This is a genomic window from Bartonella sp. AP88HLJMH, from assembly GCF_042195605.1.
In the GTDB taxonomy this organism is placed as follows: domain Bacteria; phylum Pseudomonadota; class Alphaproteobacteria; order Rhizobiales; family Rhizobiaceae; genus Bartonella.
In genome coordinates this window covers 19,373-46,304 of the sequence record NZ_JBHIOR010000016.1, presented here as the reverse complement: position 1 = coordinate 46,304, position 26,932 = coordinate 19,373, and the positions used below count along the sequence as shown (strand labels likewise).

General features: G+C 37.2%; 23 protein-coding genes, 1 tRNA gene and 3 pseudogenes. 8 read left to right on the top strand and 19 right to left on the bottom strand.

Annotated elements, in window-relative coordinates; genetic code table 11:
* Nucleotides 1-179: 179 nt before the first annotated feature.
* A complete protein-coding gene (locus ACFIMA_RS07675) occupies nt 180-1,976 on the bottom strand; it encodes a ShlB/FhaC/HecB family hemolysin secretion/activation protein (RefSeq protein ID WP_375693293.1) in 1,797 nt (598 codons plus the stop codon).
* A gap of 580 nt (nt 1,977-2,556) precedes the next feature.
* Here ACFIMA_RS07675 and ACFIMA_RS07670 point away from each other — a divergent pair.
* The 3 pseudogenes from ACFIMA_RS07670 to ACFIMA_RS07660 form a co-directional block, all read left to right on the top strand.
* Nucleotides 2,557-2,850: pseudogene (locus ACFIMA_RS07670) on the top strand (hypothetical protein); the annotation flags it as partial.
* A 113-nt stretch (nt 2,851-2,963) separates the two neighbouring features.
* Nucleotides 2,964-3,227, top strand: a pseudogene (locus ACFIMA_RS07665) (hypothetical protein); the annotation flags it as partial.
* A 391-nt stretch (nt 3,228-3,618) separates the two neighbouring features.
* Nucleotides 3,619-4,640: pseudogene (locus tag ACFIMA_RS07660) on the top strand (tyrosine-type recombinase/integrase).
* Nucleotides 4,641-4,992: 352 nt separating this feature from the next.
* On the opposite strand, the gene ACFIMA_RS07655 reads toward ACFIMA_RS07660, so the two are convergent.
* From ACFIMA_RS07655 to folE, 4 genes are all read right to left on the bottom strand, one after another.
* Nucleotides 4,993-5,499: a hypothetical protein gene (locus ACFIMA_RS07655; protein WP_015856440.1), complete on the bottom strand. Its 507-nt coding sequence runs from the start codon at nt 5,497-5,499 to the stop codon at nt 4,993-4,995.
* A 137-nt stretch (nt 5,500-5,636) separates the two neighbouring features.
* Nucleotides 5,637-6,809, bottom strand: coding sequence for an alpha/beta hydrolase (locus tag ACFIMA_RS07650; RefSeq protein ID WP_375607121.1), 1,173 nt, complete (start codon nt 6,807-6,809; stop codon nt 5,637-5,639).
* A 193-nt stretch (nt 6,810-7,002) separates the two neighbouring features.
* A tRNA-Leu gene (locus ACFIMA_RS07645) sits at nt 7,003-7,087 on the bottom strand.
* Nucleotides 7,088-7,224: 137 nt separating this feature from the next.
* On the bottom strand, nt 7,225-7,836 hold the full coding sequence (gene folE / locus ACFIMA_RS07640; protein ID WP_375653705.1) for a GTP cyclohydrolase I FolE: 612 nt from the start codon (nt 7,834-7,836) through the stop codon (nt 7,225-7,227).
* Nucleotides 7,837-7,961: 125 nt separating this feature from the next.
* Here folE and ACFIMA_RS07635 point away from each other — a divergent pair, with 125 nt between their 5' ends.
* The 3 genes from ACFIMA_RS07635 (at nt 7,962) to thrS (ending at nt 10,829) form a co-directional block, all read left to right on the top strand.
* Nucleotides 7,962-8,390 (top strand): iron-sulfur cluster assembly scaffold protein, encoded by a 429-nt coding sequence (locus ACFIMA_RS07635; protein WP_375653703.1) that lies wholly within the window; start codon nt 7,962-7,964, stop codon nt 8,388-8,390.
* The gene (gene yidD, locus ACFIMA_RS07630) at nt 8,391-8,741 is read left to right on the top strand and encodes a membrane protein insertion efficiency factor YidD (RefSeq protein ID WP_375632204.1); all 351 of its coding nucleotides are present in this window, start codon (nt 8,391-8,393) and stop codon (nt 8,739-8,741) included.
* A 111-nt stretch (nt 8,742-8,852) separates the two neighbouring features.
* Complete coding sequence (gene thrS / locus ACFIMA_RS07625) at nt 8,853-10,829, top strand: threonine--tRNA ligase (RefSeq protein ID WP_375611577.1); 1,977 nt, start codon at nt 8,853-8,855, stop codon at nt 10,827-10,829.
* Nucleotides 10,830-11,877: 1,048 nt separating this feature from the next.
* Here thrS and ACFIMA_RS07620 read toward each other — a convergent pair.
* From ACFIMA_RS07620 to ACFIMA_RS07600, 5 genes are all read right to left on the bottom strand, one after another.
* On the bottom strand, nt 11,878-12,381 hold the full coding sequence (locus ACFIMA_RS07620) for a MerR family transcriptional regulator (protein ID WP_375607116.1): 504 nt from the start codon (nt 12,379-12,381) through the stop codon (nt 11,878-11,880).
* A gap of 196 nt (nt 12,382-12,577) precedes the next feature.
* Entirely contained in the window at nt 12,578-12,892 is a 315-nt protein-coding gene (locus tag ACFIMA_RS07615; RefSeq protein ID WP_273791377.1) for an integration host factor subunit alpha, read from the bottom strand.
* 77 nt (nt 12,893-12,969) lie between these two features.
* Complete coding sequence (locus ACFIMA_RS07610; RefSeq protein WP_375629381.1) at nt 12,970-13,944, bottom strand: beta-ketoacyl-ACP synthase III; 975 nt, start codon at nt 13,942-13,944, stop codon at nt 12,970-12,972.
* A gap of 49 nt (nt 13,945-13,993) precedes the next feature.
* Nucleotides 13,994-15,064 carry a phosphate acyltransferase PlsX gene (plsX, locus tag ACFIMA_RS07605; RefSeq protein WP_375693294.1) on the bottom strand — a complete coding sequence of 357 codons (1,071 nt, stop codon included), beginning with the start codon at nt 15,062-15,064 and terminating at the stop codon, nt 13,994-13,996.
* A 149-nt stretch (nt 15,065-15,213) separates the two neighbouring features.
* Nucleotides 15,214-15,771 carry a DUF177 domain-containing protein gene (locus ACFIMA_RS07600; protein WP_375618504.1) on the bottom strand — a complete coding sequence of 186 codons (558 nt, stop codon included), beginning with the start codon at nt 15,769-15,771 and terminating at the stop codon, nt 15,214-15,216.
* A 221-nt stretch (nt 15,772-15,992) separates the two neighbouring features.
* Here ACFIMA_RS07600 and ACFIMA_RS07595 point away from each other — a divergent pair, with 221 nt between their 5' ends.
* A complete protein-coding gene (locus ACFIMA_RS07595) occupies nt 15,993-16,472 on the top strand; it encodes an outer membrane protein assembly factor BamE (RefSeq protein WP_375613146.1) in 480 nt (159 codons plus the stop codon).
* 78 nt (nt 16,473-16,550) lie between these two features.
* Here ACFIMA_RS07595 and nusB read toward each other — a convergent pair whose 3' ends face one another.
* The 6 genes from nusB to glyA all read right to left on the bottom strand — a co-directional run bounded on the left by nusB (nt 16,551) and on the right by glyA (nt 21,090).
* Nucleotides 16,551-17,021 carry a transcription antitermination factor NusB gene (nusB, locus tag ACFIMA_RS07590; protein WP_015856452.1) on the bottom strand — a complete coding sequence of 157 codons (471 nt, stop codon included), beginning with the start codon at nt 17,019-17,021 and terminating at the stop codon, nt 16,551-16,553.
* Nucleotides 17,022-17,023: 2 nt separating this feature from the next.
* Nucleotides 17,024-17,479, bottom strand: coding sequence for a 6,7-dimethyl-8-ribityllumazine synthase (locus ACFIMA_RS07585; RefSeq protein WP_375611572.1), 456 nt, complete (start codon nt 17,477-17,479; stop codon nt 17,024-17,026).
* An 81-nt stretch (nt 17,480-17,560) separates the two neighbouring features.
* The gene (locus ACFIMA_RS07580; protein ID WP_375613061.1) at nt 17,561-18,178 is read right to left on the bottom strand and encodes a riboflavin synthase; all 618 of its coding nucleotides are present in this window, start codon (nt 18,176-18,178) and stop codon (nt 17,561-17,563) included.
* Complete coding sequence (ribD, locus tag ACFIMA_RS07575; RefSeq protein ID WP_375611590.1) at nt 18,160-19,290, bottom strand: bifunctional diaminohydroxyphosphoribosylaminopyrimidine deaminase/5-amino-6-(5-phosphoribosylamino)uracil reductase RibD; 1,131 nt, start codon at nt 19,288-19,290, stop codon at nt 18,160-18,162. Before ribD ends, ACFIMA_RS07580 begins: the two co-directional genes overlap by 19 nt.
* Entirely contained in the window at nt 19,283-19,765 is a 483-nt protein-coding gene (gene nrdR / locus ACFIMA_RS07570; RefSeq protein ID WP_375611570.1) for a transcriptional regulator NrdR, read from the bottom strand. Before nrdR ends, ribD begins: the two co-directional genes overlap by 8 nt.
* Before the next feature lie 11 nt (nt 19,766-19,776).
* Complete coding sequence (gene glyA / locus ACFIMA_RS07565) at nt 19,777-21,090, bottom strand: serine hydroxymethyltransferase (RefSeq protein WP_375611569.1); 1,314 nt, start codon at nt 21,088-21,090, stop codon at nt 19,777-19,779.
* Nucleotides 21,091-21,412: 322 nt separating this feature from the next.
* Between glyA and argC the strand changes: the two genes are divergently transcribed.
* Complete coding sequence (gene argC / locus ACFIMA_RS07560) at nt 21,413-22,345, top strand: N-acetyl-gamma-glutamyl-phosphate reductase (RefSeq protein ID WP_375693295.1); 933 nt, start codon at nt 21,413-21,415, stop codon at nt 22,343-22,345.
* Between the two features lie 20 nt (nt 22,346-22,365).
* Here argC and ACFIMA_RS07555 read toward each other — a convergent pair whose 3' ends face one another.
* The 3 genes from ACFIMA_RS07555 to hflX all read right to left on the bottom strand — a co-directional run bounded on the left by ACFIMA_RS07555 (nt 22,366) and on the right by hflX (nt 26,903).
* The gene (locus ACFIMA_RS07555; RefSeq protein ID WP_375677961.1) at nt 22,366-23,457 is read right to left on the bottom strand and encodes a COX15/CtaA family protein; all 1,092 of its coding nucleotides are present in this window, start codon (nt 23,455-23,457) and stop codon (nt 22,366-22,368) included.
* 131 nt (nt 23,458-23,588) lie between these two features.
* Entirely contained in the window at nt 23,589-25,415 is a 1,827-nt protein-coding gene (locus ACFIMA_RS07550; RefSeq protein ID WP_375693296.1) for a hypothetical protein, read from the bottom strand.
* 144 nt (nt 25,416-25,559) lie between these two features.
* The gene (hflX, locus tag ACFIMA_RS07545) at nt 25,560-26,903 is read right to left on the bottom strand and encodes a GTPase HflX (RefSeq protein ID WP_375693297.1); all 1,344 of its coding nucleotides are present in this window, start codon (nt 26,901-26,903) and stop codon (nt 25,560-25,562) included.
* Nucleotides 26,904-26,932 lie beyond the last annotated feature (29 nt).

Here is a 26,932-nt window from a genome sequence, read left to right as displayed (position 1 = left end):
TCGCGTTAGGATCCACAGTAATTTGCGCCTGTAACGCTGAAGGGGCTAACAAACAAGAAAAACCAAGTCCCCCAAATAAAACCTTTTTGAGCATCGTACTGGAGACCAAAACACCTAATAAAGCTGCTCTTTCTGCTCTCTTCTCATATCTCATACTTTAACTCCCCAATAAAAAATGCTTAAAGTTCCATTGTTAATGTCATAAAAAATGTTCCTGATTTTTTGTGCTTAACTGTGCTCCAAAAAATACTGGAATAACTGGCATCAAGAGAGACCATGCCTCCCGCAAGCTTGACACCGGCTGTCCAACCGGCAAGCTGATCACTCTTAATCCCATACAAGGGTTGTGCAAAAACACGCCCATAATCCAAACCAACATAAGGGCGAAGTTCTCCAAAAACCTTTTTGAAGGTCGCGTGATTGCTCCACGGAATGGTGCGCAACAACAAATCATTCCGGCTAAAAAAACCGTTATTGCCAAAAAGAAAACTCTCACGCGTGCCACGAACATTGGAAGCACCCCCCAACGAAATCTGTTCAGCTCCCAATAAATTATGCGGTGAATATTGACCACTCAAAAGATTGCTCAGTATAAAGTCCAAGCTCCCTACCTTAAAAGGCGTCATGACACTAAGCGTACCAGTAAATTTGGCAAATTGTGGCTCCGCATCCCCTGCTCCTGGATCGTGCTTCTTGACAGAATGAAACAAAGGGAGCCCTTGCAAATAACTCACATCAAAGGTCCAAGTCCCCCCCAACATCTGGCGCGAATGCGAAATGCCAAAATTGGCGACGCTATATTGACGGCTGCCCACTTCAATCTTATTGCCAAGAAGGTAATTGTTGGTTCTTTTATAAGAAAGCCCCAAATTCAAGGTTGTAAGGGAAACACTATCACGGTAAAGAACCCTGCTTGTACTGGCGTGCAACTCACTGGAATCCCCCGTCGTCTCAATATCGGTAAAATTGCCAGGGATAATGCTTTGGTAATTATAAACAGTGCCATTCAATCCAAAGGTCCAATAACCATATGGAATACTCACACTCGCTGAAATGTTATTGCTATGTCCTTCTTGCTTGCTCCCACCCCAATAATCGGGCTCACTGCGTTGATAGTTAAAATCCCACGCATCATTCATCCCTAAAATATTTTCTACCCTCAAGCCCGCACTATAACGCGCATAACCCGTGGAAGATTGTCCCATATTGTCATGAGAAACAGTAACCTTGAACGTTTTATCGGGATGATTGTTAATATTGACAATGGTGCTCCCTTCTTCACGCCCTGGAAGAAGTTCGCTTTGAGCGTGCGCTGAACTCAAACGGTTGATCTGATCAAGCCCCTGTTCAATATCGCGCATGTTCAGAACATGACCTTGAAGCCCAGGAAAAGCACTCCATACAACATTATTATAACGAGACGTCGGTAAACCATTATAGTAAATCTCTGAAAGTTTCCCCTCAACAACAACAAATTTGAGCGTCTTGCTGTTTTTGATATCTTGATCAGGAATGTAAAAACGTGCCGTTACATAGCCTTGATCCAAATAAACTTTGGTTAACTTCTTGATTAAGAGCTGAATATCAAAAAGACCGATACATCTTCCAACATAAGGCTCTGTTACGGCTGATATAGAGCGCTTTTTGACATGGTGCACTCCCTCAACAACAACAGCATGAATGGGAAAACATTGCTTCCCACCCAAAAGCATTTCTGGATTTTGCTCTGAAGGCGTCTTGATCCTTTTAGGCGTTAAAGACCGTAATTTCTCAATTCTTTCTAATTGCTGCTTTTCTGAATATCTGCGAGAAAAATTATCTGTTGGGGAATGAAAAATAGCTGAGGAGCGCGCATAAACATTTACACCTGTAAACAAGCCAAAGAAAACAACAATGGCACGAAAAATTCTCAAAAGAGAACTTTGGCGTAAAAATATCAATAACAATACAGATTGCCCCCGCTTTGCATTATCCATGAAGCACTCTTTAAAAAAACTTCATGGAACCTCTAACAAGTCCACTCAAAACAGCCACTGCTCTATGACGCTTTTAACAAAAGCACATGCCTCTGTGACCAAAAAAGTGACACCCAAAAACCACTTTATTTTAACTGCTGAAGATCTCTCCCCCACATTTATATGAAAAAGCTTCTAAACAAAACTGTTTAGCCCGTCAATGGTTAATACATCAATATCCCCATAAATATAAAGGATAAATTTGCTCAACCATATCCCCTTGCATTCATAGAGTGAACCTTTAAAGAACGCCTTATCTATAAGTTTTGAAGGTTTTGAGTATTTTGAGAAACCTTCAAAACCTATCTATAAAATGCATCAAAATACTCATTCTGATATTTTTATGTACATAGTTCATTTGTCTTGATTAACCCGTGAAATGAATAGCAAATTTCACTACTTTGCTGATCTTATTCCATGTCATAGGCTGTGGATAAACAACCTTTAAAAACCCTTTTTGAAAAAAATTTATCCGCTTTTAAATGACTTTACCTCACCTGATACTCGCTATTTATCCTAAATAGATTTAATTGACTTCATTATTAAAGCATTAAAAGATTTTGCTGATATCAAAGCAGGTACCTTAGGCGGCTTTATTGAAAAGGAAGATAACCTCTCTCATGAAGGCAATTGCTGGGACTATGATGAGGCTCTTGTGTTTAAAAATGGTCACGTTTATGAAAATGCAAGGGTTTATGGCAATGCTAGAGTTTATGAAAATGCCAATATTCATGGCATTGCTGTTATTCGTGAAAATGTCGGCGGGTCTACTAAAATAAAAACCTATACTGAACGTCTCTCTCCTTATGGTGAATTAGAGATTGTCTGGGTCTAATCAATAAAGCGGTGTAAATGAAAGTACAGGCGTGGCGGGGGCGCTCCTCTTTCAAATTTTCCCATTCCAAATTTTAGCAAATGTTTATCATATTAGATTGTGAGGGTATCTTTATGTGCAAAAAATACCAATTAACAAATGAAATCAAACAAATTAAAGATAGAATTACTAAGAAAATTACAAACCTTTATCGCATTAAAGCTTTAAAAGACTTTGATGATGTCAAAGTAGGTGATCTGGGAGGCTATATCGAAAAGGAAAGTAACTTATCCCATGATGGCAATTTCTGGGTGTATGATAATGCGTGGGTTTATGGCAATGCCAAGGTTTCCTATCATGCCAAGGTCTGGGGTAAAGCCTATGGCAATGCAAAATTAAACAGTCAAAGTAAGTGTCGTTCCAAAAAAATGTAAGGTTTATGAAAACGATAATGTTGTCAATATAACTGATAAAACAGAATAAAAATAGATATGGGGGGCGTGCCTTTTTTATGGTGTATAAGCGCATATAAAATGCATTGCTATAAACATATCATAAAAGAGAGAGTAAAATAAAAGAGAGCCGTGCCAAGTGATATGACGCGGCTTTCAAATAGCGTTTCTTATTGATTAAAATGAATCATCCACAATGGAGTAATGAGTGCATATATACAAAACGTATCATATTGCAAGTGCTCTATGAGAGATATGAAAACTTATCAAAAGGAATGTAAATGGTGCGTATGATCTTTAATCACTCATTTGAGTGAGAGAGCCTATAACGCTTGTTATGGCTATCAAACAAATTACTCAACATGGCAAAATTGTATGGTATGTACGTATTGGTCACGGCAAACGCATTAGAATACGCGGTACCTATGGAACGCAAGAGTTTGTTGATAACTACAAAAGCGCACTTGCCGAGTTACAAGGGCTTATACTTCCTAAATCAAAAACCGGTAAACTTGTTGAAGGGTCATTTGCATGGCTACTTAAACAATACTTTAACAGCTCCAATTGGCATAGCCTTTCTAAAGTCACCCAAAAACAAAAAGAACTCATCCTTATGAAGGTATGTGATAGCATAGGAAACATTCCATACCAAGCAATTGAAAAGAAACATATCATAGCCGGTGTTGAACGGCGCAAAGAAACCCAGCAATGGCTAGAAACTTTCTGAAAGCCCTTAATGGACTTTTTAATTGGGCAATTGATCAAGGTCTTTTGGAAAATAATCCAGCTTTAGGCGTCAAAAAACCTCCTCTTAAAAATAAAAGCGGCTTTCCTGTTTGGACAGAAGAAGATGTTGAGACATATTATCAAAGATGGTCCCATGGTACCCATGAACGCGTTTGGATTGATGTCCTTTTGTATACGGGTTTGCGTCGTGGTGATGCGGTTCGCATTGGCTGGAAAGATGTCAAAGACAATATTATTCATCTCAAAACAGAGAAAAGTAAATTCCAAACAGATGTCTTTCTACCTATTTTACCGGAATTAGCCAAAACGCTTGAAACTGGTCCTATTGGAGAAGAAACATTCATTTGTGGTAAAGAAGGTAAAAAACTAGTTAAAGAAAGTTTTGGCAACCTTTTTCGTGAGGCTTGTAACGTAGCGGGAATCAAAAAATCAGCACATGGCTTAAGAAAATTAGCAGCAACACGCGCAGCTAATTCTGGTGCAACAGTATCACAACTCAAAGCAATTTTTGGCTGGACAAATGATGCTATGGCATCTCTTTACACAAAGAGCGCAGACCGTAAAAAACTCGCTCTTGAAGCCATAAAAAAGCTTCAAAAAGATGAGGGATAGAGGCAAAAAACTCAATAGAATCAAGATTCACCTATTCCCTTATATTAGACATAACTATTTTATTTTACTTGCTTTTTATTTGCCTAATGAATATACTAACAACTTCATAACATTGGTAAAATTATCCGGCGGACTATTATTAAAAGAATCAGAAAGTTTTTTGTAAAATTCTTTCCACAAACATTTTTTTCAATAAAGCCACCTAATTCATCAGCCTTAACTTTAGCAAAGATATAAGGTATGTGTTTCATTTATTAAAGCAAATTCTTTTCTTTAAAAAGGTTATAGCCTTCTATCTAACAGCGTTTTTGCTGTAAAATTCAAATTATCTATCTGCTCAACTAAAGAACTTTTATTGTTTAGCTTTTGTGCTTTTTTCAAAGAGATGTGGGCTTTCAAGAATAAGCTTTTCTCGTGCTTTTTGTAACTGTTTAATGACTTCATCAATCTTTGATGGAGAACAAAAAGATTCTTGGCTATTCAACAAATGCAGCCTCTCCTTTCCCTCATACAAACATTGCATCTGAGATTGAAGTATTCTAACTTCTTGAAAAAAAAGACGTCCTGTTTCCTTAAAACCATTATTAAGTGCAAAAAGTTGATCAGAAATGGATAGCAGAATTTGTTTTAAAAAACGCTCATTTTCTTGGCGTTTACGATATTCTAAAATAAGAGCATGGCTTATCTCATCTAACTGTTTTTTTGTAGAATCAATTTGACGCAATAAATTTGGTTTTTCCCCCATATCACCTTTTCTCACCTTCACAAGCATAGCATGAATATCTAATAACTTAATTGCGGAATGAGATAAATAATCAACAACTGTAGGCGTATTAACATAGCGTTTCCGTGCAATCATCACAAACTCACCTAATGACTGTTTTTTACATTCATCCCGCTATTTATTTTTCATTTTACAAGACCATTCTAAAGAAAGTGCTAAAAAATATTACCTCCAATACATTATTCGATGGAGCCCCTTCTCTCTTTTCACGATCAACGTGGAATCCGTGGAGAGAGAAAACGTACAGGTGTATAAAGGATAAGATGTGTTGTTTTTTCCAACACACTACTACCATCAGCAAGAAGGGCTTGACTAGGTGACAATTCTGTACCTTGCATAATTGTGGAAGCCAAAGAACCTTCTCGAGAAAGAGCCATCAACGTTGGCGAAGATGCAAAGACATTGTGTGCTCCCCCATCCACATGAGAAAAATCAAGAACAGCTATTCCATTTTTACGCAACATTTCAATATCTGAGCCATCGCCCACACGATGATGTCCACCCGTAAGACGTCCTGAAACCGCAAGAGCTTTATCCGCTCTGGATACTAAAATAGCGGTTGGCTGCGGAAGTTTTTTTATATCATTAAGTTGGCGCTCAAATACATCAACATCAATATCTGGTGCAGCCATTAATAAACTTGTAATACGACGAATAGGCCTATATTTTCCCTGTAACGCTAACGTTCTAAATGCTTCCATTATAACAAAATTGCCCATAGAATGTGCAATAACCGAAATTTGATCAGCATTGGTTTCACTAATAAGTGTTAAAAGCTCTATCAATCCGTCACGGGCAAAATTAGCACTGTCACGATCATAAATATAAAGAGGAACTGATCCGGCCGAAGGCCAAGAATAATGCACAGCGACAACATTTAAAGAATAATCGTGTGTAAACTGTGCTGTACGAAATGTACCATCTGCAAAATTATTATTATACCCATGGATAAAAAGAAAAATTTCTCTTTTTCCTTTTGGCTTTTTTGCTAAAGCAGCATTTAATTGCTGTTTAAACTGTTCTTTATTATCGTATTTTTGCAATGCTACTGCTGCAAAATACTTATCATGCGTAGGTTTATAGGCATTTATTTCAACAACTCCCTTTACATGTTGCTGAGGAATTCCTACGTCAACACGATTATAATGAACTTTATTTGATCGCTCTGCACCATAAGGTTGAGCGTAATTATTTTGCATCATACGACTCGTTGCAACATACACTGGAACGATGGCTTTTGGAGAAACTGGTTTCCCTTCAACTTCCCTTTCTACGGCAGTCATAGAAGGTGTTGCATGCACCCCATGCCAAAGTACAGCACGTGAATCACTACACGCTGATAATAAAGAAATACAAATAAGAAGTGTTAAATATCTCAGAATCATTATACTTCTCACTGCAACTTCACCCCACCTTATAAAAATATAACATTTCAAATGCATAGATAAAGTAATAAAAAACGAAACATTATTGGCAACACACCAACAAATAACATACAAAAAAGATTTTTCTATAATGCCTATAAATCCCCTCTCTCTAACATAACTTCATCTCATTATGGAGAGACTCCCTGCGAACTGGTGCGGTCGAGAAGACTCGAACTTCCACGGGTTGCCCCACAGCGACCTCAACGCTGCGCGTCTACCAATTCCGCCACGACCGCACGTGGAAAGAAAAAATCTTGGTTTTTAGCCTTTAACAAATCATAAAGAAAGGTACAAGCCAATTTTCTTTTTCTCATAATTTATTTTATCCGGATGCTTTATAATTTAATAGAGATTACGAGAAATATGGGCTTTACTATGACCTTTGAACCATCATCATAAAATGTGCTTGTGCCGCTTGATCTTTTTCATAATAACCATGAAAGTTTTTTGTAATTGTTGTAGAGCCCTGTTTTTGGATTCCTCTCATAGCCATACACATGTGCTCAGCCTCAATCAATACTGCTACACCATGAGGCTTCAGATACGTTTTTAACGCGTGAGCCACTTGCGCTGTCATAGCTTCTTGAGTTTGTAAACGACGAGAAAAAATATCTACAACACGTACAATTTTTGAAAGACCAACAATTTTTGCATTAGGAAGATATGCTATATGTGCTTTCCCAATAATTGGGATCATGTGATGCTCACAGTGTGAATAAAAAGGTATATTCTTTACGATTACGGCTTCATTGTATCCTGAAACCTCTTCAAAAACTGTACCTAAGGTTTCTTTAACCGATTGACTATAACCATTAAAAAGCTCGCGATATGCCTTGGCTATACGTTTTGGAGTATCTAAAAGCCCTTCTCTATTTGGATTTTCCCCTATCCATAAGAGTAATGTACGAATCGCTTCTTCCACCTTTTCAATACTCGGACGCTTTTCTTCAGATAAAATTGCGTCTTCTTTAACAACATTACGCATTCAAAAACTCCAAGCTTACTCTATACAAAGCATTTGCTCCATACCTATCTCATTTTGTATAATCTCTATATAAGCGAATTAAAAGTTTAAACAATCACGACTCTCAAAATTTCAGGCAATAGCGCATGATTGATAATATCTATAATGATAAAATACTTAAATATGCTGCACATATAGGCAAAATTGGGCGTCTTAATAATCCTGATGCAACATCAAGAAAACATGCACACCTTTGTGGTTCGACAATCACTGTAGATTTAAAAGTGGAAAATGGTATTATTACCGATTTTGCTCACGAAATACATGCATGTGTGCTAGGGCAAGCTTCAGCTTCACTTTTAGCATCTCATATCATCGGACAAACAACTCAAGATCTTAAAATATTGCGTGAAGTTATCTACCAAATGCTAACGCAAAATGGTCCTTCTCCTCAAGCTCCATTTGAGGATTTTTCTTGCTTACAGCCCATTAAAGACTATAAAGTGCGCCATGCAGCAACACTACTACCCTTTGATGCAATGATAGACTGCATTCAAAAAATTGAAGAAAAATAAATGTTCAAATCACAATCTAGACAAAAAAAGTTGACTCGGAATTACACAGGCACTTGGAAAAAAACACCCGGACGATTATTGGGTATTTTCTTAATACGGTTCTATCAAATAACACTTTCGAGCCTTATAGGCAATCAATGTCGCCATGCTCCGACTTGTTCAGAATATACATATGAAGCGATTGCTCGCCATGGGCTTTGGGCTGGTGCATGGATGGGACTCTTTCGTATCATGCGTTGTGGGCCCTTTGGAACAGATGGCTTTGATCCAGTCCCTCCATCGCTTGGAAATTCTTGCTGTTTTTATAAACCTTGGCGTTACTGGAAAATTTCTGACAAACACAACAAATAATCCTTTTCTTTTTTCACATGTATTGATAAAAAATTAGTCTATAAGCTTTTTACTCAATTTTCACGAAACCATCCGCAATCGTTAGCGGAATTGGATTAAAAGGGTGTTTTTATGTCTTGCTCTATTTCTCTTTTTTTTCCCGATGGTTCAAAACGTAATTACCCCGCCGAAATGACAGGCTTGGAATTAGCAGAATCTATTTCTAAATCACTTGCAAAAAAAGCAGTCGCCTATAGTCTTGATGGTATCACGCGAGACTTATCGGATCCATTGGGACAATCTGGTCAAGTAGAGATTATTACCCGAGAAGATTCACGCGCTCTTGAGCTCATAAGGCATGATTGCGCCCATGTCCTTGCTGAAGCAGTGCAAGAGCTCTTTCCTGAAACGCAAGTAACAATAGGTCCTGTCATTGAGAACGGATTCTATTATGATTTTGCACGCCAACAACCTTTCACATTAGATGATCTCACCGTCATTGAAAAGAAAATGCGTGAAATTATCCAACGCAATAAACCTTTTAGAAAAGAAATTTGGTCTCGTGAAAAAGCAAGAAAAGTTTTTTCTGAGAAAAAGGAATTTTATAAAGTTGAACTTATTGATAGCATTCCTGAAAATCAAGATTTAAAAATCTATTATCAAGGGGAGTGGTTTGATCTTTGTCGCGGACCGCACATGCAATCTACAGGGCAAATTGGGAATGCTTTCAAATTAATGAAAGTTGCAGGAGCTTATTGGCGTGGCGATGCCAATAATCCAATGCTCACGAGAATTTATGGAACAGCATTTGCAAATGAAAATGACTTAAAAGCCTACCTCCATATGCTAGAAGAAGCTGAAAAACGTGATCATCGCCGCTTGGGACGTGAAATGGACTTATTTCACTTTCAAGAAGAAGGGCCAGGAATGATTTTTTGGCACAAAAAAGGTTGGAAAATGTTCCAAAATTTGATCAGCTATATGCGTAGACGCCTTGATGATCATCAATATGCTGAAGTTAATGCACCACAAGTCCTCGATAGGTCACTCTGGGAAATATCTGGCCATTGGGGTTGGTATAAGGAGAATATGTTCAAAGTAATTTCAGCAGAAGAAGATTCAGATCATGGGAATGTTTATGCCCTTAAACCAATGAATTGCCCTGGTCATGTGCAAATTTTTAAACATGGTTTAAAATCTTATCGTGATTTGCCTATTAGACTTGCTGAATTTGGACTTGTTCATCGTTATGAGCCTTCAGGCTCTTTACATGGTCTTATGCGTGTGCGTGGTTTTACACAAGATGATGCGCATATTTTTTGTACTGATGAACAATTAGCCGATGAATGTCTCAGTATTAATGATCTTATTTTATCAACTTATGCTGATTTTGGTTTTAAAGAAATTAGTCTTAAGCTTTCAACACGTCCAGAAAAACGAGTTGGATCTGATGCATTATGGGATCATGCAGAAAGTATCATGGAATCTGTCCTTAAAACGATTGAAACAAAATTTGCAGGACAAATCAAAACAAGCATCCTTCCAGGTGAAGGAGCATTTTATGGTCCAAAATTTGAATATACATTAAAGGATGCTATCGGTCGTGAATGGCAATGTGGAACAACACAAATAGACTTTAATCTCCCTGAACGTTTTGGTGCATTCTATATTGATAAAGATTCAGAAAAACGTCAACCTGTTATGATCCACCGTGCTATTTTTGGATCAATGGAGCGTTTTCTTGGTATATTAATTGAAAATTTTGCTGGACATATGCCACTTTGGCTTGCTCCTGAACAAATTGTTGTTGCAACAATTACATCCGAAGCAAATGAATATGCCCAAAAAATAACAGCAAAACTTAAAGCTGTTGGGCTTTCCGCAACAATAGATCTCCGCAATGAAAAAATTAACTATAAAATACGAGAACATTCTTTACAAAAAGTCCCCGTAATTTTGGTATGTGGCAAACGTGAAGCTGAAACAAACAGCGTAAATATGCGCCGCTTAGGAAGTACAAATCAAACCCTTTTATCTGTAGAAGATGTGATTAAACAACTCTCAAATGAAGCAACACCTCCAGATTTGCAACGTGTAATAAATGCATAATACCACAGAAGATGGTAATACGTTAATTTTTTACTATAAATCTTCAGTTTTTGTACAAAATGAAATAATTTGATATTGTAGTGTGTTTTTGTTTCATGCACAATGACCTATCATCAGAAAGAATAACGTGCTCTTTCTCTACAAGGTAGATTGGTGAAAAAGTTGAATGTAAGCTATGAGCTGTTTAAATGCAAAAATCATAGACAATTGAATATTAATAATAACATTAATCTTTTACCTTTATAATGAAAAAATTCTGCTATTATCATGGATAGATCATTACAATAATTATAGAAACATCAAGCAAGAAAACTGAAAACAAGATTATATTTATTAATAAAAAATATGTAAAATTAGCTGAACAATGATATTTCTTATTCGTAAGATAAGCCCTTATAAAAAGGACAAGATATTGATTTATAATGATAATATATCGTTATTCATATTAAATAAGGTTTCGAATATCATAGGCTTCTCTTATTTTTAATATGTTTATGTTGAATCTATCAAAATCATTTGCTTGCACGAAACAAGCGGAATGAGTGTGTGGATAAAAATTATTGAGAAAGGACTTTTAAAATGCCTACAATGAACCGCCTAAAGTGCTAAGAATTGTTGCAGTCATTGAGAACAGGCTATAATTATAATGATGATGCCGACTTGAACCTTCATAAGTATAAAAATAGCGGTACTCAACGAGTTTACCATTAATCATTCACGAGGCATTATGGTAAAATAAGATTAAGAAGCCTTAAGAAACATCTCTTTAAAACAAGCACATGAATTGGTAAGCTAATGGCATTCTACATCCCGCAATCTACACTGATGAGATATTGCCTTAATTTTTATAAAGCCAAATCAAAAAAAATGGCAAAACTCAGCGTTTATTCTTTCTCTTCTTCGTGTTTTACCAAATGAAAAACTCTTATAAAAAACTCGTTAAATATACACATACGATATATGACTACTCGTTGAACGTATAAAATTCTGGGCACATCCATAAAACATCTAAATATCTACGAAACACATATAAAATAAAAAAATATTATTATCGTGCTCTATCAAGAACACGCTTACATTCAATGAGTTCAAACAGAATTTCTTGTAACAATGCTTTATCAGTTTTATCTTTGTAAAGATTCACAGAACCGACAGATGTTTCTCCCTCATTCCTCATGAAACTCAAAAGCCCAAAAGAAGATTTCTTAGGCTTATTGCTAGCATTTTCAGAAGTTTGTCCTGCATGTTTCTTCTCTATGACCACATTCATAGCATCAAGATCACCATTACCCAATGCAGTCACAAAAGCAACACCATTTTCTTTCAAAAGGCGTTGCACACCTTTTATCGTATAACCCTGATCATATAGTAACTGCTTAATACCATTGAGCAAATCAACATCGACCGGACGATAATAGCGCCTTCCTCCCCCACGTTTCATTGGTTTAATCTGCCTAAAACGTGTTTCCCAAAATCTTAAGACATGCTGCGGAAGCTCCAATAACTCCGCTACTTCGCTAATTGTGCGAAAAGCATCAGAGCTTTTATCCATTTTGTAACACCTTATTTAAAACAAAATAAATTACTTCACAATGACTCATTCTGTCTCAATTTCTCAACAAGATTAGTCAAAAATAAGACCATCATTGATACCTTACTCACCAGTCTTTTTCTAAAAAATAAAGACCCTTATTTTATACATTTCTTTAACAAATACCAAACATACCATGGCATTTATTTATGAGATATCATTTTTTCTGTTTTGCACGATGCGAATCTAAAATTCTCTGTTTAAGGACATTGGCAGCCTTAAACGTCACAACACGTCGCGGCGGAATCGGTGCTTCAACACCTGTTTTTGGATTGCGTCCAACACGTTCATTTTTACTGCGAACCTGAAAAGTTGCAAAAGAAGATAATTTAACCGCTTCACCTCTTACAAGTGAGTTGCAAATCTCATCCAAAACCAATTCGACTAAAGCTGCTGATTCAGTATGTGACAAGCCCACTCTTTTACAAACTACGCTCGCTAAATCTGCACGCGTTACTGTCTTACTTGTCATTATAACCACCTATTAAAATATTAAAAATTACAAAATGACTTATACGTTTTCTTGAAATATGGTCAAGTAGCCATAATTTACCAACGAATAAGAATTGCTCCCCATGTAAATCCACCTCCCATGGCTTCTAACATGATAAGATCTCCTTCTTTTATTTTTCCATCGCAAACAGCTGTTGTTAAAGCCAACGGAACTGATGCAGCAGACGTATTACCATGTTGATCAACGGTAATCACAACTTTATCTAGTGAAATTCCCAGCTTTTTAGCAGATGCTTCAATAATGCGCTTATTAGCCTGATGAGGTACAAACCAATCTAGTTGTGAAGAATCCATACCTGCAGCTGCAAAACAATCATCAACCACATCCGTTATCATACCAACAGCATATTTAAAAACTTCTCGTCCTTCCATACGCAAATAGCCTGTCGTTTGTGTTGTTGAAGGTCCACCATCAACATATAGCTTATCTATATAAGCACCATTAGAGCGCAATTTCGCAGACAATATACCACGCTCAAAAGCAATATCACCCTCAGTTTCTAGTGCTTCCAAAATAACAGCACCAGCACCATCACCAAACAAAACACATGTCGTACGATCTTCCCAATCTAAAATTCGAGAAAATGTATCGGATCCAATAACTAAAATTCTTTTAGCCCCTCCACACCGTAAATAAGAATCTCCTGTTGTTAAAGCAAAAATAAAACCAGAGCAAACAGCTTGAATATCAAAAGCAAATCCATGGCTCATTCCCAAAGCATGCTGAATTTCAACAGCAGAAGCAGGAAAAGTACGATTCGGGGTGGACGTTGCTAAAATAATACAATCGATGTCTTTTATTGTTAAACCAGCATTTGTAAGTGCTGCTTGCGCAGCCTCAACTCCTAAAGAAACAGTTGTTTCATTTTCACTGGCAATATAACGTTGGCGTATTCCTGTACGCTGAACAATCCATGAATCTGACGTTTCAACAAACTTTGCAATCTCATCATTTGATAAACTTCTTTTCGGCAAAGCACTTCCTACACCACGTATAATTGACCGAATCATTCAGCTCTTACCTTTTCTTCAAATTTTTTATTTCTATTATAAGAGCTTATCATAAGGACTCTCCATTCATCACCGCTTCATCTTCTTGGTCAAAAAGTGTTGCTTTATTTTCATGAAATCGCCGTAAATCAGCCGTTATTTTTTGTAAAAGTCCATTATTAACCATTTTATAACCAACGCGGATAGCAGAAGCAAAGCCATTAGCATTAGCACTGCCATGACTTTTTATAACAACACCATTCAAACCTAAAAGAACTCCTCCATTCACCCTATCAGGATCCATTTTATGTTTCAGTATACGAAAAGCACCCCGTGATAAAAAATAACCAAGAGATGTTAAAAAAGAACTGCGCATTGCAGAGTTTAAAATCTCTCCTATCTGTCGCGCGGTTCCTTCTGCGGTTTTTAAAGCAATATTACCAGAAAACCCCTCTGTCACAACAACATCGACTGTTCCTTTTCCAATGTCATTGCCCTCAACAAATCCTTTATATTTCAATCCTTCTAATTGCACTTCACGCAATATCATTCCTGCTTTTTTTATTTCATAAAGTCCTTTAACCTCTTCCACCCCCACATTTAAAAGCCCAACACTTGGTCTTTCAGTGTGATATAAAGCGCGAAACATACCTGCTCCCATAACCGCCAAATCAACCAACTGACTAGCAGAGGCACCAATTGTTGCTCCAATATCTAAAACAATACTCTCACTGCGCAGTGTTGGCCAGATACCCGCAATACCAGGACGTTCAGCCTCTGCAAGCATTTTCAAACAAAAATAAGACATGGCCATGAGTGCACCCGTATTACCAGCAGAAATGCAAGCATCAGCTTCACCATTTTTTACCGCTTCAATGGCGTACCACATTGATGATTTACCACGTCCATTACGAAGTGCTTGGCTTGGCTTTTCATCCATGCGTGTATAACTTTCTGTAGGGCAAAAGCGCGATACAGAATCCAAACAGGGATATTTTTTTAAAACCGGACGAACAGCCTCCTCTACTCCATAAAATAGAAAATAAATATTTGATAAATATTTTTGTACAATTGCTGCTCCTGCAATAGCTGCTTCTGGACCGTAATCACCACCCATGACATCCACAGAAATTCTAATCACGCTTGCATATCCCACATCTTTTCATTTACATCTTTAAATACATATTATGATTTTTGGCTCCTGAATACTCACACAGCACATCTTGCGAAAATCGCTCCGCAGAAAATACCGTTTAGCATACAATAGATATTTTTTGTATGTTTCTACAATCACTTCCAATTTTTCAAAACAGAAAATGGAGAGAATTTTCGCTCTGCTTCTTCTAAATTTTCACCCATATTCATCTTTATCCCTTCTTTACGTGGATAATGATTAATAGACAACTCAAAAAACTCTTCCATGATTGCGCCAATATCAATTTTATCATCATAAAACACTTCAGGAGTATCAAGCCCCTCCACATCTAAAAACAATTCCCCTGTATCCTCTGATATTTTTGGCTTCATCAAATTTGAATCTTCAGGAACAAAAACAACCTCAATATTTTCACAAAGGATATTTTCTAATGGTTCCAATGTAACAACACATAACTGTAGTATACGCGCTTGCAACAGACCTTTTATACGCACTCCGCGTTTTTTCCACGGGAAAATATGGAATTTTCCCTCACAAGATTTTACTTCAATTAAATCATGGTTCTGGGCTAAATGTGTACATTCTTTTTTGTTTGCACAAAAATGAACCCTTATACCTTTAGCAGGTAGAGAACGTACAGATATTGGATAAGCCAAAGCAAATGTCATTTGAGGAACATTTTGAACATTCATTGACAACTCCCAAACATAAAAACGCGTAAAGCACTATGTTTTTATTTATCTCAAGTATTTATGCATTTTTTTCTTTTCTAAAGAAATTCTATATGGCATAATTTGCTTTATAACAGGGAAACTCAGTGTAAGCTACGGTAGATTAAGTTAAAATTAGAAAAAACTTGAGGTTGCCTTCTTGTCCTACATCTCAGTATAAAAAGGAGATACCATTGTTTCAAATGCCTCACATAATAGCCTTAATCAAACGTAAATTATTGATTGGTCTATCAATAGCAAGCATAGGAATGCTTGCTGGGTGTAGCCTTCTTGATTCTTCAGGTTCGAGCCAAATTTATAGAGAGGGCTATGTTCTTGATAAAAATGCTCTAAGTTCTATCTCTATTGGCTCAAGTCAAGAGCAAGTTCTTTTAACTTTAGGGACCCCTTCATTAAAAACAAAATATGATAATGAAGTTTTTTATTACATCTCACAGACACGTTATCGTGGGATGCAGTTTATGAAAACAAAGATTATTGATCGCAAAGTTTTAGCCATTTACTTCAGTAAAAATAATCAGGTTACAAAAGTTGCAAATTACGGATTACAAGACGGTCAAGTGTTTGATTTTATTACACAAACAACACCAACTGTAACGAAAGAACATCCTTTCTTAATTCAAATTATAAAAGGCCCTGCGAATTTGCCACCCCATAACTAAATTATATAGTCTGCATACCGTTTCAATATTATAGGTCTGATAATATCAGATCTATAATAGGGGGGGGATTTGTAACTCTTAGAGGCGGACTTTTTTTGCCATACTGTCGAGAACTGCATTAACAAGTTTTGGCTCATCACCTTCAAAAAACGCCTTTGCTATGTCAACATACTCATTCATGACAACTGCAACGGGAACATCTTTACGGTTGATCAACTCCCATAAACCTGCTCGTAAAATTGCTCGCAATATAGAATCAAGACGTGAAAGAGACCACTCTGCAGAAAGCTGTTGATGAAGCAGCGGATCAAGCTGCTTTTGATCTTTTACAACACCCGTTATAATAGCCAAAAACCATTGAAAATCAGCTTCAAGATATTGATCTCCATCAATATCTTTTCCCAAACGATAAGCCTCATACTCAGCTGCCGTTTCCATCACCCCCGAACCCACGATATCCATTTGATAGAGTGCTTGAACTGCAGCGAGTCTTGCTGCTCCACGTTTATTGGCTGAACGCGGAAAATGTCTGCTTTTTATATCAGCCATATTTAACGATTATCTCCAAATCTCTTTTTTAGAGCGATCATACATAAAGCAGCTTCAGCCGCAAAACCACCTTTATTTTTGTCATCTAGTTTTGCACGCACCCATGCTTGTTCTTCGTTTTCAACAGTCAAAATACCATTTCCAATAGCCAAGTGCTGATGAACAGTTAAATCCATCAATGCACGACAAGAATCATTAGCAACAATTTCAAAGTGATATGTTTCACCCCGAATAACACAACCAAGAGCAACATAACCATCATACGATATCTTGTTTTGTTCAGCAAAAGCTATTGCACTTGGTATTTCTAATGCTCCAGGAACCGTTACAACATCATAACTTGCTTCAGCTTTTTGCAAAGTATTCACTGCACCTCTCAAAAGTGCATCAGAAATCCCCTCATAAAAACGTGCCTCAACAATCAATACGTGAGGCTTTTTACCTATCTCTTTCATCATAATGGAATTCCACAAAAAACGAATCAAAAAAATCAAAGTTATAAAGCATAAAATTCTGAAAACGATCAATAGAGTGTTGGCTTATTCATCTTCTCTTTTTAAAGCAAAAAGTTTTGCAGCATAACGAGCAAGTTGATCAATTTCCAAATTGACCCGATCTCCAATTTTAGCTTGTCCCCACGTTGTCATTTCAAGTGTATGGCGAATAATAAGAACATCAAAAACACAATCCTCAACACCATTAACAGTCAAAGATGTCCCATTAAGTGCAATAGATCCCTTATTAACAATGAAAGGCATAAATTGTCTTGAAACTTTTAAATAAAAGCGAATTGCATCCCCTTCATTTTTTTGATCAATGATTTCAGCCAAACCATCAATATGACCAGAAACTAAATGTCCTCCCATTTCATCACCCAATCGAAGCGAACGTTCCAAATTAACAAAAGTTCCTTTTATCCATTGTGCAAGATTCGTTAAACGTAATGTTTCTTCCCACGCCTCGACAACAAACCAATTGGAATCTTCTTGCTTTAATCCTCGCTCTACAATTGTCAGACAAATTCCTGAACAAGCAATTGACGCCCCAATTGCTAAGCTTTCTATAGCATAGCGGGTAGAAATCTTTAAACGCATCCCCTGCTTTAAAGGTTGAACATCTTCAACACAACCAATATCCGTTATAATTCCTGTGAACATAATGTCTTACGTCTCCACTTATAAAAACGGTCATTTCCAAACATTCTTGTCTCAATCTCATGAAACTGCGAGAGATAATTTCCAAAATGAGGGGCTTCAATACGATTTTTGCCTAAAACAATGGGGGTATGAAAACATATCAAATGATCAACACAACCAGCATTCAAAAATTTTTCCCCTGTCTTGACGCCCCCTTCCAATAAAACACTATTAATCCCATGTTTATAAAGCATCTGTAAAAGAGCAAAGGGTTCTACACAACCATTGTTCATCTCGACCGAATAAACAGACACACCATATTGCTCCAATGCATTTTTTTTGCTTTTCTTTGAAATATCCACATCACAAATAACCCATGTAGGAATTTTTATGGCTGTTTGGACAACTTTTGCATCAAGGGGGATAGATAAATCTGCATCCAAAATAATACGAATTGGTGAGCGCATCTCCATCCCTGGCAAGCGGCAATTGAGTTGTGGATCATCTGCTAATATAGTACCAATACCAACGAGGATAGCATTATTTTGAGCACGTAGAATATGCGTATGGGCATGAGAAAGTGTTCCACTAATTTTTACGCTGCCCTTCTCTCTTTTTCCAACACCATTATCGGCAGAAATTGCCATTTTAAAAGTGACCGCACAGCGTTGTATCTTCCTTATGCACCAATGCGTCCATAAGGATTCAAAAGCCTCTTCAGCTAAAATGCCCTCAACCACTTCAATACCCGCCGCTCGCAAAAGAGCAATACCATGACCATCAACACGCTTGTCACAATCAGTCAGCGCAATAACAACTCGAGAAACACCTGAATCAATAAGCGCATTCACACACGGCGAAGTTTTTCCATAATGCGCACAAGGTTCTAAAGTAACATAAGCAGTCGCTCCTTGAGCCAAAGAACCTGCCATGTGTAAAGCTTGCACTTCCGCATGAGGACTCCCATGAATAGCTGTTACGCCATAGCCAACAATAAAAGCCCCCACAGCACCATTATCGTTTCGCACAATTAACGTACCAACGGAAGGATTCTCACCTGTAAGACCGACATGACGTTCTGCTAAACGAATAGCTGCAGCCATAAACCGTTCATCTTGCACTTTTTTATTCATCAAAACGAGATTCTGTATCCGCGATACCCTTTGACAATTCATCTATAACATCGTGAAAATCGCTTGCATTACGAAAATCTCGATACACAGAAGCAAAACGAATATAAGCAATATCATCAATTCTTTTCAATGCTTCCATCACAAGATGCCCAATTTTTTCTGAAGAAATCTCTGGTTCTCCCAAACTTTCAAGCTGGCGTACAATGCCAGAAATTGCTCGTTCAATATGATCAGGATCAATATTGCGCTTACGTACAGCCACATCAACTGATCGCATTAACTTATCACGATCGAAGGGTTCACATCGTCCACTTTTTTTAGCAACCAAGAGCTCACGCAACTGAACACGTTCAAAAGTTGTAAAACGACCACCACAAACAGAACACACACGGCGGCGGCGAATCACTGCCCCCTCTTCTGCTGGACGTGAGTCTTTGACCTGTGTATCCTCATATTGGCAGTAAGGACAGCGCATCCTTTGTATCCTTAACGAGTGGTAAGATAAGAGTAAAGAGGAAATTGATTCGTTATATCTTTTACCTTTTTCTCAACAGCCATTTCAACGGCATGATTATCTTCATCACTTTTTGCACTCCGAAGACCATCAAGAACTTCTGAAATCAGATGACCAACTTGAATAAACTCTTTTTCTAAAAAACCACGCGTCGTGGCAGCAGGTGATCCCAAACGAATTCCCGATGTTATAGATGGCGTTTCAGAATCAAAAGGAATGCCATTTTTATTGCAGGTAATATGAGCGCGTCCCAAAGCCAATTCAGCACGTTTACCTGTTAGATTTTTGGAACGTAAATCAACCAACAACAAATGATTATCTGTACCACCAGAAACAATATTAAAACCATTACCCTGTAATGTTTTTGCTAAAGTTTTCGCATTAGCGACAACATTGGCACTGTAACTCTTGAAAGAGGGACGCAAAGCCTCCTCAAACGCAACAGCCTTTGCGGCAATCACATGCATTAAAGGACCACCTTGAAGACCAGGAAAAATTGCAGAATTAATTTTTCTGGATAAAGCCTCATCATTTGTCAATATTAAACCACCCCGGGGACCTCGAAGCGATTTATGTGTTGTTGTTGTTACAATATGCGCATGTGGAACAGGTGAAGGATGCACGCCACCAGCAACAAGACCAGCAATATGAGACATATCAACGAGTAAATGAGCACCGATTTCATCTGCAATTTCACGGAATCTTTCCCAATCCCATAGCCGTGGATAAGATGAGCCCCCTGCTATAATAAGTTTTGGCTTACGTTCTTTTGCAAGCTGCTCAACCTCATCCATATCAATAATCTGATCTTCTTGACGCACACCATAGGAAACAACATCAAACCATTTTCCTGACATATTAACAGGTGAACCATGCGTAAGGTGACCTCCAGCATTTAAATCCAACCCCATAAATGTGTCACCAGGCTGAAGTAAAGCTAAAAAGACAGCTTGATTCATTTGGCTACCAGAATTAGGCTGTACATTCGCAAACGCAGCACCGAAAAGCTGTTTTGCCCTTTCAATAGCTAAATCTTCAACGACATCAACAAATTGACACCCACCATAGTAGCGCTTTCTTGGATAACCTTCTGCATACTTATTGGTTAAAACAGACCCCTGCGCTTCAAGGACCGCTCTTGAAACAATATTCTCTGAAGCAATAAGCTCAATTTCATGTTGTTGACGCTCAAACTCCCCTCTAATTGCGTCAAAAATTGCACCATCAACAGTTTGTAAATTATCATTAAAAAAGCGCTTTTGTGCGTCATTTTCTTGCTGAGTCATAAAACACATTCCTAACATAAAAAAAATAAAGTCAAGGAACGATAACACAGCAAACCATGCAAACCAAACATTTTAAACTACTTACACTCAAAAATAATGAGGCAAATATTTATCTTATTCTTTGTTATAAAAACAGCGAAAAACTTTCCTCTCGAGAATAGTAAAAAATGAGATTACATTTCTTTTTTACACTCTTATTTGTTTACACCTTTTACAAAAAATATCTATAATCTAAAGAAATTCAATAATTTAATGATTAAAAATAATTTATAATGTGAAAAGCTGAATATAATAGGCAAAGTTAATACGAAGGCAAATAAGAATGCTAACCAAAGTTTTTATTGATGGTGAACATGGCACAACCGGACTACAAATACAAAAACGCTTAGAAAGGCGTACAGATTTAAAACTACTCTCTCTTGCTCATAAAGATCGCCATAATGTTCATCTGCGACAAGACTATCTTAATCAAGCCGATATTGCTATTTTGTGTCTTCCAGATGATGCTGCACGCGAAACGGTTCATTGGCTTCAAAAAAATAAAAACATTAGGATTATTGATAGCTCGACAGCCCACCGTGTTGCACCAAACTGGGTTTACGGTTTTCCTGAAATGACAGCAGGACAAAGAAAGCGCATCCAAGCAGCACATTATATAACCAATCCCGGATGCTATCCTACCGGTGCCATTAGTTTGATTCGCCCACTCCGTGAAGCAGGACTGCTAGACGCCGATTATCCCATCTCGATTAATGCAATCTCCGGCTATACCGGTGGTGGAAAACAGTTGATTTTACAAATGGAAAATCAATCTCAACAAAATATTCAGGACAATTATTTTATCTATGGTCTTAATCTTGAACACAAACATGTGCCAGAAATTAAAATCTATGGACAAATCAATCAACCCCCAGTTTTTATACCAAGTGTGGGTCGTTTTCCCCAAGGAATGATTGTAAATCTTCCTCTGCATCGCCATTTATTTACAAAATCAGCAAACTGTTCTGATTTGCGCGAAATTCTCGCAAACCATTACGATGGACAAAATACCATTTTAGTTGCATCACAAGAAGAAACTGCTTCACTTCAAAGACTTAATCCAGAGTGTTTAGCCAATAAAGATGGTATGAAACTGTTCGTATTTGGAAATGATCGTGAAGGTATTTTTAATCTCAGCGCCATATTCGATAATTTAGGAAAAGGCGCATCAGCTGCAGCTATCCAAAACCTCGATTTAATGCTTGCAAGCGACTAAACCTCCCTACCCACAAACTTTTATTCAACAACGCGATAAGCCCCTTTTGTTGCTCGCCAATGTGCAACAACAAAACACAACACGACTAATGCCATACTTTGATGAATGAGCCCCAAACTTATCGGAACCTCATGTAACAGTGTTAAGATACCCAAGACTGCTTGGATAATAATCATAACACAGATAAGAAATGCACGACGAGAATGAGTTGAATGTGGAGCATTTTTTTGTACATAGAAAGCATGAATAGCCGAGGCAATCAATAAAAAATAAGCAAAAAATCTATGAATAAACTGAACCGTTAAGGGATTTTCGAATAAATTGAGCCAAACAGGACGATGCTGTAACAATCCATCAGGAATAATCTGACCATCCATAAGGGGCCATGTATTATAGACTTTTCCAGCATGAAGCCCTGCAACCAAAGCTCCGAAATAAATCTCTATCAAGACGAGAATAACAAGCCATGCCGCAAAATATTGCACCTTTTGATTTGCTGGCTTTTCTGAGTATTCTTCAAGTCCTCGAGATAAATAAGTAACAAAAACAATAACAAAACATGCCGTTATAAGATGAAAGGCCAAACGATATTGGCTCACACTTGTTAAACTACTTTGCCCAATCCCTGAAGCAACCATCCACCAACCAATAAAGCCTTGAAAGGCGATAAGAATAGGTACAACAATAAGCGGGAGTAAGATATTTTTTTCAACACGCTTAGTCGCCCAAAACCAAATGAGCCCCAATAAAGCGACAAGACCAACAAGACGCCCAAGAACACGATGCGCCCATTCCCACCAAAAAATGACCTTAAAAGCACTTAAAGTCATATCAGGATTAAGCAGCTTATACTGTGCTATCTGTTGATATTTTAAAAATTCCTCTTGCCATTGATCCTCACCAATCGGTGGAATAACGCCGTGTATTGGCTTCCATTCCGTTATAGATAATCCTGATCCCGTCAAACGAGTAGCGCCACCCACTAAGACAATTGCCAAACAAAGCAATAAAATAGAGTAAAGCCACACCTGTATATGTTTTCTATTTTCCTTTTGCACAGGCGTTAAAACGCTATTGTTTAATCTCTTTACTGCCATCTCTGATTGCCCCACGCTTCTCTCCAACTAAAATGCATTTTAAAATTTAAACATTAACTCTTTGTCTATTTTAGTATGTACTACAACTTTAGCAAAAAACAAGCGTACCACTATAACATGCGATACATATTTCTTTTTTACGAAGCTTATGATGCTACAACGCGATAAACAGTCTTTGGAAAGCTGTCTACCATACGCATCATCCATTCTTGTTCATTAAGAACAGTATTACAAATATAATAGTCTGTTAGCTCTGCAAATTGCTCAACCCCATATTTTGGTTCGCTTGCCATCTCTAGGATGATAAAATCATATTCTTTTTTAAATTCTTGTAATATATGAAAAATATCATTTGAAAAATCTTGTGCTGAAATAGCACTTGTTAACCCCTGAGGAAGAATATCAACCCCCGTATCATAATCACGGTAAATAACATCATGCAACTTGGCATTGCCCGTTAAAATATCACTCAGTCCGCGATGTGGGCCAATGACTTTCTCTATTTGTTGACCAGAAATATCGACCAACAAAATTGTTTTGTTCTCTTTTGTGAGATGAAGTGAAAGCTTTGCCGCTGTCCGTGCAGCTTCTGGTCCAATGATTGAAATAATGGTTGAAGCACGCCATTTCAAAACATCAGATAATCCCTCTATCGTAATAAAAGCTTCAAAATTTTTCATTTCTTGAGAGACTAAAATACTCTCATTCTTCTTAAGATCATTTTCTTTTGATCTCAAATCCTCTTCTGAGATTTGGTCTTTTTTCCTTTTAAAGCACGGATAGAATAACAATATTCCTAGCAAAAGAGTAAGGAAGCTGACCAATGCACTCACAAGAATATTTTTTCCATAAAGAGCCATAAAAGAAATTGGTGCTAACGTTGTTGGCGTGACCACGTGAATATTTGTATTTTGTAAGAGAAGAGGATCATCACTCAATCTCCGATATGAATCAATAATTTTTTCTCTTCGTTGAGCAGACTTGCTCATCGCTTTATTTTGGGCATCGACTGCTGCTTTTATTTTATTTTCAAACTCGTTAAATATTTCATTCAAAGATTGGGATTGATCTTTTACAAAAAAGTTCATTCTTTTTTTGAGCTGTTTTTCTAATTCCGTTGCAATAACCTCATCTGAATGAACTTGATAAACAATTTGTAAAATTTTATTTTTTAATTGATGAGAAACTGTCTCTAATTCTGCAGTCATCGCTTTAATTTGAGGATGTGTCCACCCTAATTGCACAGCCATATGTGCTCTTTGTGTTTCCAAGAGATCACGTTTAGATTCCAGAGCAGCAATTGCTGAATTGCCTGCAATAAACGATAAAGACAGTAAAGACTGCCCATTTTCACGCATCATGTTAATCGTTGAATTCAAACTTGTTAAATGAATACGCTTTAAAGTTGCTTGCGTTAATTGCATCGAAAGATCATGAAGCTCTGTTTGTTTTACACCACGCTGAATAAAAGAATCAATAGATTTACGAAATTCCTGCACGATATTAAGGATTGCAATATTATCATATTGTTTGTCTTCTAATTTATCATTTAACAAGAATTGTTTCTGTTTTATGATTGCTTGTGAAAATGCGGAAAACCAAGTTTCCAACCCACGTTGAGCTGCTTCAAGTGTCTCGGCTTCAAAAGTAAGATCGATAAAATCACCATGACGCGATAAACGGATATTTTCATGATTTTTTTTCTTATAAGAAGCACTTAAAGAAAAATTCGAATCATTGAAGAACATAGGCTGTGAAAACAAAAAGGCGATAACATTGTCTTGCTTTTTAATTGGTAATAGCTTTCCTACAGAATCAGATAATGAAAATGTTAAAGTTGCTTGGTAACCACGGGGCTGGACAAAATAATACAACCAAATCAAAGATACACATAGCATTTGTAATAGCAAAACAATCAAAATGCTTCGCCATACGGTACGTACGAATAGTCTTTTATTACATGTAAGACTCATCTTTATTTTAACCAGCAAAATACTTCTTCATATTGTTTTATTAAGAGAAAGTAGTAACTATCCTCTTAACTTGCTGTCATATTATTTTGAGATAATAAAAATATAAAATTTAAGAACAAATGTTCAACAATAGCTTTAAAGAACTTAATTCATATTTTTTTTGAGGCTCTCTAGTTGTTTTTTTGCTTCAGAAGTAACAACCGCTCTAATGGTAATAGACCCATCATCATGCCCTTCTTGCACTATTTCCGCAGAGTTTTCATAAAACCAATCAATAAGCGACATTTCATGAGGTTGTAAAAGATATTCAATGCTTTGCACCTCTCCAAAAATTCGCTTTTCAATGGCTCTTAATAATTGATCGAGTCCATCCCCCTTAAGTGCTGATACCATGAGAGCAGGATTTAATCGCGTCTTTGCGCTTGTTTGTAAAACATTCAATGCTTGCTCATCTAACATATCAATCTTATTCCAAACTTCTATGATATGCTCCATATCATCAATATCGATATCAAGACTTGAAAGCACTTCTAAAACATCTTGGGCATGTGCTCGATGATCAAGATCTGACATATCTCTTATATGAAGAATGAGATCTGCTTCAACCACTTCTTCAAGGGTTGCTCTAAAAGCTGCAATCAAATTCGTTGGCAAGTTAGAAATAAACCCTACAGTATCAGACAAAAGAACAGTTTTTCCATGGGGAAGAACAACTTTGCGCAAAGTCGGATCAAGCGTTGCAAATAACATATTCTTTGCTAAAACATCTGCACCGCTTAAACGGTTAAAAAGAGTTGACTTTCCTGTATTCGTATATCCTACCATTGCTACAACAGGATAAGATGTTTTTTTCCTTTTTGCTCTATGAAGTGCACGTGTTTTAATAACCGTTTGCAATTCGCGGCGAATACGAATAATTTTCTCTTGTAAAAGACGCCTATCTGCTTCAATTTGCGTCTCACCAGGTCCACCTAGGAAGCCACGCCCCCCCCGTTGCCTTTCCAAGTGCGTCCAACTCCGCACAAGCCTCCCTTTTTGATAGGACAAACGCGCTAACTCTACTTGCAAAACTCCTTCTTTTGTTCGTGCACGATCCCCAAAAATTTCAAGAATCAAAGCCGTTCTATCGATAACTTTGCAATTCCATAATTTTTCTAAATTACGCTGCTGTACTGGCGTTAAAAAGTGATCTACAATCGCAAGCTCAATAGAATATTCATCTATATAACAGGTTAACGCATCTACTTTACCTTTTCCAAAGAGAGTCGCAGAGCGAGGCGTTGCAATATTAATCGTTTCATAATTAACAACTTCTAACCTTATAGCACGCGCTAACCCCAATGATTCTTTAACACGAGAAGATATAGAACACTCTCTCAAAGAGCTTTCACTTCTATTTTCTTGAAAAATCGGTATCAGAACAAGTGCGCGCACCTGTTCTGTATTCTGCGAAAATACCCCTCCTAATCTCTCATTTTCATTTATCATAGCAATCTAAGTACTTTTAAATGGGATAA